12 protein-coding genes are annotated in these 14,976 nt (G+C 64.4%); 5 read left to right on the top strand and 7 right to left on the bottom strand.

Annotated elements, in window-relative coordinates; genetic code table 11:
* Positions 1–24 precede the first annotated feature (24 nt).
* Positions 25–1,224 (top strand): amidohydrolase, encoded by a 1,200-nt coding sequence (locus LZC94_20880; GenBank protein WXB19667.1) that lies wholly within the window; start codon positions 25–27, stop codon positions 1,222–1,224.
* Positions 1,225–1,948: 724 nt separating this feature from the next.
* Here LZC94_20880 and preA read toward each other — a convergent pair.
* Both preA and LZC94_20870 read right to left on the bottom strand, forming a co-directional pair.
* Positions 1,949–3,298, bottom strand: coding sequence for an NAD-dependent dihydropyrimidine dehydrogenase subunit PreA (gene preA / locus LZC94_20875; protein WXB19666.1), 1,350 nt, complete (start codon positions 3,296–3,298; stop codon positions 1,949–1,951).
* Positions 3,286–4,698, bottom strand: a complete 1,413-nt coding sequence (locus tag LZC94_20870; protein WXB19665.1) for an FAD-dependent oxidoreductase — start codon at positions 4,696–4,698, stop codon at positions 3,286–3,288. The genes preA and LZC94_20870 overlap by 13 nt, the downstream gene beginning before the upstream one ends.
* A gap of 93 nt (positions 4,699–4,791) precedes the next feature.
* Here LZC94_20870 and hydA point away from each other — a divergent pair, with 93 nt between their 5' ends.
* The 3 genes from hydA to LZC94_20855 all read left to right on the top strand — a co-directional run bounded on the left by hydA (position 4,792) and on the right by LZC94_20855 (position 8,614).
* A complete protein-coding gene (hydA, locus tag LZC94_20865; protein ID WXB19664.1) occupies positions 4,792–6,195 on the top strand; it encodes a dihydropyrimidinase in 1,404 nt (467 codons plus the stop codon).
* A gap of 107 nt (positions 6,196–6,302) precedes the next feature.
* The gene (locus LZC94_20860) at positions 6,303–7,598 is read left to right on the top strand and encodes a hypothetical protein (protein WXB19663.1); all 1,296 of its coding nucleotides are present in this window, start codon (positions 6,303–6,305) and stop codon (positions 7,596–7,598) included.
* A gap of 767 nt (positions 7,599–8,365) precedes the next feature.
* A complete protein-coding gene (locus tag LZC94_20855) occupies positions 8,366–8,614 on the top strand; it encodes a helix-turn-helix transcriptional regulator (protein WXB20221.1) in 249 nt (82 codons plus the stop codon).
* On the opposite strand, the gene LZC94_20850 is transcribed toward LZC94_20855, so the two are convergent.
* Positions 8,548–8,865 carry a hypothetical protein gene (locus LZC94_20850; protein ID WXB20394.1) on the bottom strand — a complete coding sequence of 106 codons (318 nt, stop codon included), beginning with the start codon at positions 8,863–8,865 and terminating at the stop codon, positions 8,548–8,550. The two genes, LZC94_20855 and LZC94_20850, sit on opposite strands and share 67 nt — an antisense overlap.
* A 169-nt stretch (positions 8,866–9,034) precedes the next feature.
* Positions 9,035–9,541 (bottom strand): hypothetical protein, encoded by a 507-nt coding sequence (locus tag LZC94_20845; protein ID WXB19662.1) that lies wholly within the window; start codon positions 9,539–9,541, stop codon positions 9,035–9,037.
* A 341-nt stretch (positions 9,542–9,882) separates the two neighbouring features.
* On the opposite strand from LZC94_20845, the gene LZC94_20840 reads away from it, so the two are divergent.
* Positions 9,883–10,086 carry a hypothetical protein gene (locus LZC94_20840; protein ID WXB19661.1) on the top strand — a complete coding sequence of 68 codons (204 nt, stop codon included), beginning with the start codon at positions 9,883–9,885 and terminating at the stop codon, positions 10,084–10,086.
* A 70-nt stretch (positions 10,087–10,156) separates the two neighbouring features.
* On the opposite strand, the gene LZC94_20835 is transcribed toward LZC94_20840, so the two are convergent.
* The 3 genes from LZC94_20835 to LZC94_20825 all read right to left on the bottom strand — a co-directional run bounded on the left by LZC94_20835 (position 10,157) and on the right by LZC94_20825 (position 14,905).
* Positions 10,157–11,023, bottom strand: coding sequence for an acyltransferase (locus LZC94_20835; protein ID WXB19660.1), 867 nt, complete (start codon positions 11,021–11,023; stop codon positions 10,157–10,159).
* A 54-nt stretch (positions 11,024–11,077) separates the two neighbouring features.
* On the bottom strand, positions 11,078–12,565 hold the full coding sequence (locus LZC94_20830) for an NCS1 family nucleobase:cation symporter-1 (GenBank protein ID WXB19659.1): 1,488 nt from the start codon (positions 12,563–12,565) through the stop codon (positions 11,078–11,080).
* A gap of 192 nt (positions 12,566–12,757) precedes the next feature.
* Complete coding sequence (locus tag LZC94_20825) at positions 12,758–14,905, bottom strand: protein kinase (GenBank protein WXB19658.1); 2,148 nt, start codon at positions 14,903–14,905, stop codon at positions 12,758–12,760.
* Between the last annotated feature and the right edge of the window lie 71 nt (positions 14,906–14,976).

Here is a 14,976-nt window from a genome sequence, read left to right as displayed (position 1 = left end):
AACACCTGCCTTTGGGAGACATCGATGGACCGAGATCGCGACGAAGACGATCGCAAGGTTGGAGCGAGCGACGATACAGTGGGCCGGCGCACCCTTCTGCGCGCGGCGATGGCCGGGATCACCACGTCGGCGGCGGGCAGCGCGCTGGCGTCGGTCGCGTCCGTGGCGTCGGTCGCGTCCGTCGCGTCCGTCGCGTCCACGGGATGCAGCGATGGGAACGCGGACACGGGCGAGAACCCGAACGGCGGCACGGCCGAGGAGCTGGGCGCGTGGCGACGGCGCATCGACACGCACCATCATGTGCTGCCCGATGCGATGCGCGACTGGCTGGCGAAGGAGAAGCTCCTGCCGTCCCCGTTGCCGCCGTGGGCGACGTGGAGCCTGGACGAAACGGTGACGATGATGGACACCCACGGCATCCAAGCCGGCGTGATGTCGCAGCCCGCGCCGAGCGCCATGTTCGATCACGACCGAAGGGCCAAAGAGGGCGTTCGCATCTTGAACGAGTCGCTCGCCGAGTTGACCCGAACGTACCCGAAGCGCTTTGGCTTCTTTGCCTATCTGCCGCTCGCGCGGGTGAGCACCGCCTTGGAGGAGCTCGCGTACGCGGCCGACAGCTTGGACGCCGACGGCTTTTTGCTCATGAACCACTTCGGCCACGCGTACCTGGGCGATCCCATGTTCGATCCGCTGTTCGAGGAGCTCGATCGGCGGCGCGCGGTGGTGATGACGCACCCCGATTTTCTACCGGGCCCGCAGATGGAGGGCGTTCCGGGCCACATCGCCGATTTCATGTTGGATACCTCGCGCGCGGCCTTGCGGATGATGTTCGCGGGCACCCTGGATCGCTACCCCAATGTCACCATCATCCTGCCGCACGGCGGCGGTTTTCTGCCGTACATCGGCTCGCGCATCTCGTCTGCGCGAAGGCGCCCGGGGCAGGGGCTCGATCCGGAGAAGGTCCGCGGCTACCTGCGCCGCTTCTACTACGACACCGCGGCCCCCATGTCCCCTTACGCCACGCCCACCCAGCTCGCCGCCGCCTCCGCGAGCCATATTCTCTATGGCACCGATTGGCACCAAGTGCCGGCCGAGGTCGTGGAGGAAAACGCCGCGGCGCTGATGTCCGATCCCGCCCTCGACGCAACCGCGCGCGCCGCCATCGGTCGCGGCAACGCTTTGCGCTTGTTCCCCAAGCTCGCCAAGCGCCTGGCGCGCACGTAAATCCGAGCGCGATCCTCGGCTCGAGGAGACGAGAGAGCTCAGCGCCCTTTTTCGGCGCCCGGGTATGAAGAGAGGGAAACCGCAAGGGCGCAAGGGCCGCTAGGTTTTTGGGTACGAGGTTTGGCTTTCGCTTTCTTCTCTCTCGTAGCGGCCCTGGCGCCCTTGCGGTTGATTCGTTCGTCCGTCGACCCTCGGTTCACCCGTCGTGAAATATCCCGCCCTCGATGCATCCGCGCGCGCCGCCATCGGTCGCGGCAACGCTTTGCGCTTGTTCCCCAAGCTCGCCAAGCGCCTGGCGCGCACGTAAATCCGAGCGCGAGCCTCGGCTCGAGGAGAGAATCACTCAACGCCCTTTTTCGGCGTCCCGGTATGAAGAGAGGGAAAACCGCAAGGGCGCAAGGGCCGCTAGGTTTTTAGGTACGAGGTTTGGCTTTCGCTTTCTTCTCTCTCGTAGCGGCGCTGGCGCCCTTGCGGTTGATTCGTTCGCCCGTCGACCCTCGGTTCACGCGCAAGGGCCGCTAGGTTTTTTGGGTACGAGGTTTGGCTTCGCTTTCTTCTCTCGTAGCGGCGCTGGCGCCCTTGCGGTTGATTCGTTCGCCCGTCGACCCTCGGTTCACGCGCAAGGGCCGCTAGGTTTTTTGGGTACGAGGTTTGGCTTCGCTTTCTTCTCTCGTAGCGGCGCTGGCGCCCTTGCGGTTGATTCGTTCGCCCGTCGACCCTCGGTTCACCCGTCGTGAATTCCGCCCGGAACCTTGTCGCGACCCTCGCTGACCCGGCGGTTCCAGGTATCGCCCGATTCGCCCGAGGTCTGCTCCATGGTGATGCACCCGGGGACGGGGCATACGAGCGCGCAGAGGTTGCAACCGACGCACTCGGGCTCGTCGACCCAAGGGACGCGATCGCCGGCGAGCGCCCCGATCACTTGGGGGCGCGGCGCGGGGGCGGTGCCCGGAAAGTGGGCCTGCGGCGGGCGCGTTTGATCGTCGGGCCCGGTGAAGATGCACTGGTGGGCGCCGTCGCGGCAGGCGGCGACGCAGAGCTGGCAGCCGATGCACTTGTCGGCGTCGATGCGGGCGACGATTTGGTAGCCGAGATCGAGCTCGCCCCACTCGCGGAAGCCCGGGATCGCGCGCCCCACCAGCTCGCGCACGCTCGTCATGCCGTGCTGGTCGAGGTAGCTCGAGAGCCCGTCGATCATGTCCTCCACGATGCGGTAGCCGTAGTGCATCACCGCGGTGCACACCTGCACGCTGGTGGAGCCCAAGGCGATGAACTCCGCCGCGTCCCGCCAGTTGGAGATGCCGCCGATGCCGCTGATGGGGACGGTGATCTTCGGCTCGCGCGCCAGCGCCGCCACCATGTGCAGCGCGATCGGCTTGACCGCCGGTCCGCAGTAGCCGCCGTTGGTCGAGGCGACGCCCACCCGCGGCTCGGGGATCAGCCGGTCGAGATCGACCCCGATGATGCTCTTGATCGTGTTGATGAGCGCCAGACCATCGGCGCCGCCGCGCACGGCCGCGATGCCCGGATCCAGGATGTCGCCGATGTTGGGCGTGAGCTTCACCAGCACCGGCGTCTTGGCGAACTCCTTGGTCCAGGCGGTGATCTCCTGGAGCAGCTTGGGCTCCTGGCCCACCGACGAGCCCATGCCGCGCTCGCACATGCCGTGCGGGCAGCCGAAGTTGAGCTCCAGGCCATCGGCCCCGGCGTCCTCGCAGCGGCGAATCAGCACGCGCCAGTCGTCGCGGGTCTCGGTCATCAAGGACACCACCACCGCGTGCTTCGGATAGCGGCGTTTGACCTCGCGGATCTCGCGTAGGTTCACCTCCAAGGGCCGGTCGGTGATGAGCTCGATGTTGTTGAAGCCCATCACCTTCTGGCCCGCGTAATCGATCGCGCCAAAGCGGCTGGACACGTTGACGATGGGATCGCCCAAGGTCTTCCACACCGCGCCGCCCCAGCCGGCGTCGAAGGCGCGCATGACCTGCTCGCCGCTGTTGGCCGGCGGCGCCGAGGCCAGCCAAAAGGGATTCGGGCTCTTGATTCCCGCGAAATCGATGCTCAAGTCGGCCATGTTTTCCTCGCGTCGCGCGGGCCCGCCCAGGTTCGTTCGAGATGGCGCGCGGTGTTTCGGCCATCGGCCACCGCGTTGACCACTTCTTTACCGCCGTTGATGCAGTCGCCGCCGCTGAACACTTTGGGATTCCCCGTCGCCCCCGTGGCCGGATCGGCGACGATGCAGCCGCGCCCGTCGACGGTGACCCCCGGAAACTCCGCGGCGATGGCGTGCATCTTCGATTGACCGATGGCAACGGCCACCATATCGCACGCGAGCACCTGTTCTCCCGGCGCGCCCTGCGTATCGCTCTTGAGCGACACCCGCAAACCCGTCAAAGCGCCCGAAGCGTCGCGCTCGAAGGCCACGGGGGTCGCGTGGGTCACCAAGCGAACGCCTTCTTTGCGGGCGCCCTCCATCTCGTGGGCATAACCGCTCATCGAAGCGGTGTCGCGCCGGTACACCATGGTGACCTCGGCCGCGCCCAGCAGCGCACACTCGCGCGCCACGTCGATGGCCGTGTTGCCGCCGCCGATGACGAGCACCCGCGCGTTCTTGGGGCTGGTCCCTTGCGCGCGGGCGAGCTTCATCGCTTCGATCCACGCGGTGGCGCCATAAATACCCGGGCCATCTTCGCCCGGGATGCGGAGCTTGGTGTCCTCCCCGAGCCCGACGCCGAGGTACACCGCGTCATAGTCGCGCAGCAGGTCCTCGCCGCGCACGTCTTTTCCGACTTCGACGCCGGTTTGGATCGCCACGCCGAGCGCTTCGACCCACGCGATTTCATGCAGCGCGTCCTGCGCGTGCAGCTTGTACGGCGCAATCCCCGTCGTATTGAGCCCGCCGGGGAGCGCTCGCTTCTCGAAAATGACGGCGTCGTGCCCCTCGAGCGCCAGGTAGCCCGCGCAGGCGAGCGACGCCGGCCCCGCGCCGACCAGCGCCACTTTTTTGCGCGCGCCGCCGGCCTGAGATGACGCTTCGTCTGCGCCGTCCGGCGCTCGCGACGCTCCCGAAGATCGCGCGAGAAGCGGCGTCTCGCCGTGCGCCGTCGCCTTTTCCGTTGCGTAGCGCTGCAGGCGGCCGATGGCGATCGGCTCCCGGTGCCATGCATTGTACACGCATGCGCCCACGCAGAGGACCTCGACCGGGCAGACGCGCGCGCACGAGTATCCGAGCAGGTTTTGCTCGAAGATGGTCTTTGCGCTGCCGCGCACGTTGCCGGTCGCGATCTTCTTGATGAACGTTGGAATGTCGATCTCGGTCGGGCACGCCTTGATGCAGGGCGCGTCGGCGCAGTAGAGGCATCGGTCGGCCTCCGCCTTCGCTTCCGCTGCCGAATAGGTCGGCTTTTTGTCCGGAAGTTCGAGTTCGTCGCGCTCCGCGGGGAGCCGTGAAAGAAGCTCTAAAAGGGAATTCACGTTGGTCCTTTCACTGCCCGCAACTGTCGCATTCGCGAATGGGCCGGTCAAGCTGACAGACGCGCTCCCGGATATCGTTGTAAGATGGAGAACATGGGACGAACACTCATCCAAGGCGGTATTGTCGTCACGGCTGTCGACACGTACGAAGCGGATCTTGCTGTTGTCGATGGAAAGATAGCCGCGATTTTCGGCCCTGGCGCGGCGCCGGCCATCACCTTCGATCGCACCATCGACGCGAAAGGCAAATACGTCTTTCCCGGTGGCATCGACGCGCACACGCACCTGGACATGCCGTTCGGCGGCACCACGTCCAGCGATGACTTCGAGACCGGCACGCTCGCAGCGGCCTATGGGGGCACCACATCCATCGTCGACTTCGCGATTCAAACCAAGGGCGATGCGCTGCGCAAAGGCATCGACACCTGGCACGCGAAGGCCGAGGGCAAGGCCGCCATCGACTACGCGTTCCACATGATCATGACCGACGTGAACGAGTCGACCGCGGCCGAAATGGGCACCCTGGTCAACGAAGGTGTCACCTCGTTCAAGCTCTTCATGGCCTACCCCGGCGTCCTCTATGCCGACGACGGGATGATCTTTCGGGCCATGCAGCGCGCGGGCGAGATCGGCGCGCTCATCTGCATGCACGCCGAGAACGGTATTCCCATCGACATCCTGATCGCCCAAGCCATCGCCAAGGGAAACACCGCCCCCAAGTACCACGCGCTGACCCGCCCCCAGATCGCGGAGGCCGAGGGCACCCACCGCGCGATCTGCCTGGCCGAGATGGCGGGCTCCCCCGTGTACATCGTGCACCTCTCGGCGGCGCGCGCGCTCGAGAAGGTGGTGGAGGCCCGGGACCGCGGCTTGCCCGCCTACGCCGAGACCTGTCCGCAGTACCTCTTTTGCTCGGACGACGACCTCGGGCGCGAAGGTGAGTACGGTGCGTTCGAGGGGGCCAAGTTCGTGTGCACACCGCCGCTGCGGCCCAAGGCGATGCAAGAGGATCTGTGGCGGGGCCTAAAGACGAACGATTTGCAAGTGGTTTCGACCGATCACTGTCCGTTCTGCATGAAAGGACAGAAGGAGCTGGGCCGCGAATCGTTCGCCAAAGTGCCCAACGGTATGCCGGGCATCGAAACGCGTCTGTATCTTCTTTGGGACGGCGGCGTGCGGACGGGCCGCATTTCCATGAACCGATTCGTGGAGATCACCAGCACGGCCCCCGCAAAAATCTTCGGTCTTTACCCGCACAAGGGCACCATCGCGGTTGGGGCGGACGCCGACTTGGTGGTCTGGGACCCGAACAAGAAGCATGTGCTCAGCCAGAAAACCTTGCACATGCGGGTCGATTACTCCCCCTACGAGGGTCAAGAAGTCACAGGCGGAGCGTCGTATGTTCTTTCCCGCGGCAACGTGATAATTGAGGACGGAAAGTACGTCGGAAAGAAGGGGGACGGTCGGTTCGTCAAGAGGTCAACGTTCGGATTGTAACGCTGCAAGTTGGGCTTTTGTTAACGCCCTTGAAGTCCTTGAAACACCTCTTCGAGCCCGTGGCCGTTTCCAGTCAACAAAACGGATCCATCCAGAAGGGCACACTCATGGCACGCTCGATTCTCCGGAAAGCCTCCTCGTTGTCGTTTCTCGTTTGCGGGCTCGCTGCGCCCGTCCTCATGAACTGTGGCGGCGGAGCACCCGGCGCGCCGGGTGGACTGACCAGCGCCATCCCCGGCGGAGCAGGCGGCTGCCCGGACCTGTCGAGCGCAGATGCGGTCGCGAAGGTCGATTTCGTCAACGAGTTCAGCGTGGCGGCCGAAAACGCCGCCAAGCTCAAGGCCGGTCTGCAAGCGTCGGCTGAAATCCAGGCCTTCGCGGCCAAGCTCGACGGCGACTTGAAGGTCGCCTGCGGCGGTCTGGCCAAGGACCTCGGCATCACGGGCGAGTTCAAGTCCGGTGAGGACTCCTGCAAGGCTGCGGCCGAGGCCATCAAAGGCGTGAAGGCGAAGTTCGGCGCGAAGGCCAAGGTGGCCGTCGACACCACCCCGCCGCGCTGCGAAGCCAGCATGAACGTGGTCGCCGACTGCGCCGCCAAGTGCGACGCCAGCGTCACCCCGGGCAGCGCGAAGGTGGAGTGCGAGCCGGGCAAGCTCTCCGGCTCCTGCAACGCCGAGTGCTCCGGCACCTGCGAAATGAAGGGCGCGGCCAAGTGCGACGGCACGTGCTCGGGCAGCTGCGAGGCGACCTTCAAGGGAGCCTGCGGCGGCGCCTGCAACGGCAAGTGCGACGGCAAAGACTCCAAGGGCGGCACCTGCAACGGCACGTGCGAAGGCTCCTGCTCGGCCAACGCCAAGGGAACCTGCGGCGGCAAGTGCAACGGCAGCTGCGAGCTCAAGGCCAAGGCCAAGTGCGAGGGCACCTGCACCGGCAGCTGCTCGGTGGAGATGAAGGAGCCCAAGTGCACGGGCGAGATCACCCCGCCGAAGATGAGCGCCGAGTGCAAGGCCCACTGCGACGCCGAAGTGAGCGGCAAGCTCGAGTGCAAGCCCGCGCAAGTCATCGTGCGAGTCGACGGCTCGGCCGACGCCTCCGCGGCCACCGCCTTCAAGGCGGCCCTCGAGAAGAACCTCCCCGCCATCCTGACGATCGCCGAAGGTCAAGCCAAGCAGGCCAACAAGACCGCCGCCAACGTCAGCGTCGTCATCGAAGGCCTCCAGGGCAGCGCCCAGGGCATGGCCAGCGGCGGCCTCACCGCAGCCGCCAAGCTCGCAGGCTGCGTCGCGGCCCCCTTCAAGGGCGCCCTCGATGCAGCGGCCAGCGTGAAGGCCAACGTCAAGGTGTCGGTCGACGTCAAGGCCAGCGCCTCGGCGAGCGGCAGCGCGTCGGGCAAGGCGGGCTGATTTCGACCTAGGAATCGCGAGCTCCCATCTCACGTCTCCCAAAGAGACGTGGGATGGGGCTTGGGGTTCAGGTTTAACGTGTAGATACGCTGACTTGACGTATATCGACATTCGCTCCACGCTTGACGAGTGAAGCGCTACACGACCCGCGAGGCGCGCGAGACTCTCGACGAGCTTCTTCGCGCGGCTCGAAACGGAGAAGAGGTCGTGATTCCCGAGCGCTCGTCGGCCCTCGCCAAGTTCCGCGCTTGGAAGGCGACCGCCGTAGAGATCGACGAAGATCCCTTCGACGGATCCGCGATGCGAGCAAGGCCCACAAGGTATCCTTGTGAAATACTGCTCGACACGAACATCGTGTCGCTCGTCGCTACCGGCGAACGTGCGCGATTTTAAAGGGTTTCGGGAGAGCCAGTTGGAAGACCGGAGCCGCCCGTAGCGGCTCTGGTCTCGTGGCGCGTCGAGCGCGATTACAGCAATTTCGCCATGTCCCCGTAGGTTTCGGGCAGTTCGCTCCCGATCGCGCCACGGGTGGGATGGGGTGGTGACCGTGCTCGGACTATCCTGGGATTTGGCGGGTAGCGTTCACCCTGAGCGTGACTTATAAGTCACACATGGCTCGGCGCGCGCTTCAGACCGGATTCGATAAATTCTTCGATGAGCAGATGCGTTCGCCGTCGTTTGCTCGTGCCTACGGGGAAGCACGCGCGGAAGTCGACACAGTCGATCGGATCGTGCGTGAGATCGACAGACTGCGGCAAGAGCACGGCATGAGTAAAGCCGAGCTCGCCAGAGCGGCGGGAGTCCGGCCGGAAATCATCCGACGACTGTTCACGGCGGAGGAGCCGAACCCGACGCTCGAAACGGTCGTTCGCGTCATCGCTGCGGTCGGTTGTACCCTACGAGTCGTGAGGGCTCCTCGCGCGCGCGCGCCCAAAGGTCGAACGGTGCGTCAGGTTGCGACCGAGCGAGGTACCCGTGCACGAAATTCAGTCCCGAGCCGTCGCACCTCCGCGTAGTCGGCTTTCGAGAGCAATGTCATGAAAGCCTTCTTCTTGCCGGTGACCAGCACGAGGCTCGGTCCTCCGAGGCCAACCTGCGCCCCATCGCGATCGAGGAAGCAAAAAAGCCGATAGTGACTGCGTTGTGGGCCGTCGACACGGACCTCGTAGAAGCCCGCCATTTGATCGTGCATGGCTTCCCACCTGCCGCCGCCGCTGAACCTCGGCGGAGGTGCTTCAGCAACCGCTTTCACCACCGCCAACATCATGGCCCGCACCTTCTCGGGGCAGTGTGCGAGAAATTCACGAGCCGGAATGCTTTGCTCGGGATCGTCCTCTCGGTGGCGGCGGAAGAAATGGATTCGCCACGGTGCCTGCGACGCGGATGATCTGGATGCGATTGCCCTCGACAAAGCCCTTTCTCCTGCCGGATCGCCCTCAAACGATCGGTAACGTTTCTATAAATTTGGCAAGCCGCGACGCTTCGGCGGGGGTGAGATCGGAAGGTAGCTGGAGCTCGACGGCTAATTCGTGACGAAGATTGTAGACGTGCCGCTTCATGGATTTGCCCTCGTCGCGGTCATCCTCGTCGCTGGTGTCTTCCGTTAGCGCTATGATCTCATCCCGCTTTCTTGCAGCGGCGGCACCAACGCTGACCATTTCCACGCTCCAAAGGAAGCGGCTTGGATGCCCATGACGCCCGACGATGTATTGTCCGCAGCCGATCATATCGAGTTCGCGCAAGACCTCTGTCAGCTGCGCGCGCGACACGCCCCCAGGTGCTCGCTGAATCTCTAAGAGCAGTTCATCGACCGTGGTCGTTAGGCGCCCATTCGGGGACTTTCCGGCGAGATAGTCGAGAAGTGAACGTGCCGCGGGGTCTTCCCGGTACAGTTTCCGCAACTTTCTCACCTGCTGGATATTTGCGCCGTCTGTCTCTGCCATCGAACACCTCAGACGAGGGTAGGTTGGCATTAAAAGCGTCCAAGTCAATCCTTACGCCCCCCTTTTTTGAGTAAGAGTGATTTTAAGATCGATTTATAAATCTATAAATATTATCGAGCTCACCTAAGTACACATATGGCGATTCAAAGGAGGGCGAAGGGCCCCGCCGCCGCTTCGGTCCCCGCGGTTGCAAGGTAAGCCCTCGCGAAGCGCCTGCCGAGAGTTGTCTCGACGAATCGTCCTCGCCGGTTCGATAGCAAGCGCGAACGATGCGCGTGGCCGCGGTTGGGCGGGCTACGGACGTCATCCTCACCCGAGGAGGGGCAGGATGGCTCATATACGTGAGGGCACGCCTGAGTCGAGGAAGGGGGGGGCCGGCGACCAGCGGCGGCCTCACCGCAGCCGCCAAGCTCGCAGGCTGCGTCGCGGCCCCTTTCAAGGGCGCCCTCGATGCAGCGGCCAGCGTGAAGGCCAACGTCAAGGTGTCGGTCGATGTCAAGGCCAGCGCCTCGGCGAGCGGCAGCGCGTCGGGCAAGGCGGGCTGATTTTCACGTAGCCAACGTTTCGCTCCCCATCGCGCGTGCAAGCGTGGTGGGGAGCGAATTTGTTTGTAGATTACAACAATTTCGCCATGTCGCCGTACGTCTCGGGGCGGCGGTCGCGGTAGAATTGCCAGGTTTTGCGGACCTCTTCGATTTGGTCGAGGTCGACGGTGGCGATGACGAGCTCGTCTTTGTCTTCGGAGCCCATGGCGAGGAAGTTGCCGCGGGGGTCGACGATGTAGCTCGAGCCGTAGAAGTGGCCGATGTTCCAAGGGGCTTCGGTGCCGACCCGGTTGGAGGCGGCGACGAAGTAGCCGTTGGCGACGGCATGGGCGGGTTGCTCGAGCTTCCAGAGGTACTGTGAGAGGCCCGCGACGGTGGCCGAAGGGTTGAAGACGATTTCGGCGCCGTTGAGGCCGAGGAGGCGGGCGCCCTCGGGGAAGTGACGGTCGTAGCAGATGTAGATGCCTACCTTGCCGTAGCGGGTATTGAAGACGGGGTAGCCGAGGTTGCCCGGCTTGAAGAAGTACTTTTCCCAGAAGCCGTTGGTGTGCGGGATGTGGTTCTTACGGTACTTGCCGAGGTAGGTGCCGTCGGCGTCGATCATGGCGGCGGTGTTGTAATAGACGCCAGGGAGATCCCGCTCGTAGATGGGCACGACCATGGCCATGTCGTACTTTTTGGCATAGCCGGCCATGAGCTCGGTGGTCGGACCAGGACAGCTCTCCGCCGCGTCGTACCATTTCGGATCTTGGCTGGGGCAGAAGTAGGGACCGTTGAAGATCTCCTGCAGCCCCAGGATCTGCACCCCGCTCTTGCCCGCCTGCTCGATGAGCGGCAGGTGCTTCTCGAGCGCGTCCTTCTTGATCCGCTCGACGCTCCACGCGGGATCGAACGGTGTGGCCATCTGAATCAAACCGACTTTGACGTTTCTCGGCATTTCGGCCCCTCGCTTTGTGGTCCAAAAAGGGATGCCACCTCGGGCACCCGCGGGTCAAGGCTTGGCGCGTCGCATGAGCACCCCGTACAAGGCGGCCGAGCTCGCGCCGCCCACGAACCAGGCGTAGTCGAAAAGATCGCGCAACGCGGGAACGAGGAGGCCGATCCACGCCAGAAAACAGCCGACGAAGGTGGCGATGACCGCGTTCCAGTTGGTGCCCAGACCCCCCGGCGGCCCGTACGCGTAACGCCCCTCGCGGCGGTACAAGTCGGCGAGCTCGAGCTGGGTGCGTTTGATGAACCAATAATCGCAAATCAATACGCCCGCGATGGCGCCCAGGCCGCCGGAGTAGCCCAGAAGCCACTTGAAGATGTACCCCTCGGGATCGGCGATGAGCTTCCACGGCATCATCAGCACCGAGAAAATGCCCGTGATCAGCGCGCCCGTTCGGAACGAAATGGACTTGGGGGCGATGTTGGCGAAGTCATTGGCCGGCGAGACCATGTTGGCCGCGATGTTCACGCTCAGGGTGGCCACCACGATGGTGAACATGGCGACGGCCACCAGCACGCGTGACTCGAAGTGGCCCACCAGCTCCACGGGATCCCAAATGGGCTTTCCGTAAATCTCGGTGGAGGCGCTGGTGATGAGCACCCCCATGGCCGAAAAGACGGTCATCGTGGTGGGCAGCGCCACCACCTGGCCCACCGCCTGCTCCTTTTGCGAGCGCCCGAACCGCGTAAAATCCGGCATGTTGAGCGACAAAGTCGCCCAGAAGCCGATCATGGCCGTGACGCTGGGGACGAACACCGGCCAGAAGGTCCCAAAAGTCGGGAACTTGCCCGGGTCGCTCATAATCTTTCCAAGCCCGTTCGCGCGATCGATGGCCCACACCACCAGCGCCGCGGTCATGACCAGCACGAAGGGCGCCGCCAGGTTCTCCACTTTGCGGAGCAAGTCCATTCCGCGGTACGCAATCAGGATATTCAGCGACCAAAAAAGCCCGAAGCTGAGCCATTCGGTCATCAAATGACCGCCCACCGGCGCGTCCCCGAGCGCCGCGGGCCACCCCGCCCACAGCGAGCGAAAGAAGGTCTGCAGCGCCTGCCCGCCAATCCACGCGTTGATGCCGAACCACCCGCACGCCACGATGGCGCGCAAAATGGCGGGCACATTGGCGCCGAACACGCCATAGGCCGCGCGGGCGAAGACGGGGAACGGCACTCCATACTTCGTCCCCGGGTGCGAATTGGCCAATATGGGCACCAGCACGATGGCATTGCCCACCAAAATGGTGACCAGCGCCTGCCACCAATTCATCCCGGCGCCAATGAGGCCCGACGCCAGCATGTACGTCGGAATGCAGTGCGCCATGGATATCCAGAGCGCGGCATACGTGTACGTCGTCCATGTGCGTCGCGCGACCTGCGTCGGCGCCAAATCCTCGTTATATAGACGCGGGTCGTCGAGGACGATGCCGGCACGGAGCTCCACCCGGCCATCGGCGTGCTCGATTTGCGTCCGAGTTTGCTCGTCTGCCATCAATCCATCTTTCCTTCGAATGCGCTCCACCGCAATACCAAGTGTCGCCAACCACCGTCACGCTCCCTCCCTCCAGGGGGAGCCGGGGAGGGGAGACGAACGAAACCGCGTCGTCACGGCTCCGCGAGGCCGTGAGAACCGCCCGGGGAATACGAAACGAACCGCCTCGGAAATATCCTCGAAACGAATCGACTACTTCTTCGAACGGAACGCCTGGAGCAACGACAGCCACATCCACCGCAGGCGGTTGCCAAAGCGATCGAGCGACCGCAAAAGCGCCCCCCGCCCGCCGCTGGCGCGCGCCATGCGGGCCAAATTCTGCGGGCGGGCCATCGGGTGCACCCCGAATACGGTGTAGAGATCGATGAGCTCCTGCACCAAATCGCTGATGCCGCGCGTATCCAGATCGTGCGCCTGGCAGTAGCTATCGGGCTTGTTGCGGATCATGCACTTGGCGATGATGCGCATCACGTGGCTGTCGATCAGCTCTCCGTTGCCGTCCAAGTAGTGCTTGTACGAGAAGAAGCGGTCGGCGGGGGCCACGTTGGTGTCGCCCGCCTTGGGCGCGCGCATCGAGTTGATGACCGAGTACTCGTGCGCGAGGTACGCCTCGATGGTGTTGTTCTCGTCCGGGCGCTCGTACTCGATGAACTTGTGGAAGTTGTCGTAGAGCGTCTTGGGGTTGGCGTAGGCGCCCGAGATCAAATAGTAGAAGAGGGCGCCCAAGGAGTAGATGTCCGCGGGGCGGCCCACGCTCTTTTGAATCTTGGCGCGCACGTTCGCCTCGCCGTGCTCACGCCAGGGGCGCCCGAGCAGGATCTTCTTCTTGGCGCGATCGGCGTAGAGGATCGGGTATTGCTCGCCGCGGTTGAAGAGCGAGAACGTGTCGTTTTTGGCGATTTGAATGTAGAAATCTTCGAAGTATTCGACCTCGGTCGAGCCCTGGGTCACGTTGACCAAGAGCTCGATGATGTTCGTCTCCTGCTCGGGGCTCTGGAAAAAGAGGGTGCCGGGGACGCTCTTCATCCGCGTCATCCCGATGCTCATCTCTTCGTCCTGCAGCTTGGAGACGTTGAAGTCGGCCAGCCGCACCTCCAAGGTGGATCCACGCAGATTGGGATCGGGCAGGCCGATGAGGATGTTGGCCGGTTTGATGTCGCGGTGGCTGAGGTTCTTGATCAGGTGCGCGAACTCGACCGCGCTCGCGATCGGGATCATGTAGTCGAGCACCCGGAAGACGCGCTCGTTCATGCTGCAGGCGAGCAGATCGTCCTGCTCGCCCTTCGAGCGCGAGCCTTTCAGCCGCTCCTCCAGCGACATCTGCAGCTTTTCGAGGATGACGAACTCACACTCGACTTTGTCGCGAATCGAGGCCGGGATGAACTCGGGATCCTCACCCTCGCCCGAGGCGAAGAGCTCCACGATGGATGGGTGCCCTTGCACGCGCTCCAGCAGCTCTTTTTCGAGCTGAAAGCGCATCAAGTCCTCGTCGCTCACGCCCTTCTGAAGGATCTTGATGACCACCTGGCGCCGAAAATCCGTCTTCGAATCGAGCCAGCGCTCCTCGCCCAAATAAACTTTGCCGAAGCGCCCGGAGCCGATCTCGATGGGGTTGCCCTGCGCATCGAGCACGAACGCATACGCACGTCCTCGAACGACGTGCGCGTGGGCCGCGCGGAACTGCTGCGGCGCATGCGCGTGCACGCCAATGGTCACCCCGGGACTCTGCCCCACTTGCGACGGTGCTGCAAAGTTCGCGGGCGCCTGCGCGGGAGGCGCACCGCCCGCCGCGGCCGACATGGCGACCGCAGGCTGCTGCGTCCAAGCCTGCGCCTGCGGGACGTAACCCGGCTGGGCCGCGTACGCGGCATTGGCGGGGGCCGCGGCATGGCCCGGCGCGCGCGCGTTCATCGCATAGGCGCCCGAGGTCGACGGCGTGGACGAAGCCATCGCCATCGGCGCCGCCGTCGAGGGGCGCCCTTGCGGTACCGCCGGCACCTGCGGAAGCTGCGCCATCGGGGCGGCTTGCGCAACTTGCGCCACCGGCGCCACTTGAGGAGGGCGCGGGCTCGAGGACGGCGGGCGTCCGCCGCTCGCCTGACTTGCCTGAGAAGCCTGACTCGCCTGAGAAGCCTGCGGCGACTGCGCGATAGCCCCGGACATCAGCGCTTGATGCAGCGCGTTGGTGGGCGAGAACGGGGTGGTGGGCGTGTTCGGGCGCTGGAAACCGACGCGCTTGTTCGTGCCCGGCGGGGCAGCTTCGCGCGCATCGACCGCCTCGGGCCGCCGCGGATCCTTGCGCGATTCCGGACCTTGCTTGGCCGCGGCCGCGTCGGTCATGGGAGACGCGGAAGGCGCGGAACCAGCGGGATTCCCGGGATTCGACGGCGGCACGGGCGGCGCGTTCCTTT

Source organism: Sorangiineae bacterium MSr11954 (genome assembly GCA_037157815.1).
Classification (GTDB): domain Bacteria; phylum Myxococcota_A; class Polyangia; order Polyangiales; family Polyangiaceae; genus Pendulispora; species Pendulispora albinea.
This window is presented reverse-complemented; position numbering and strand designations above follow the sequence as displayed.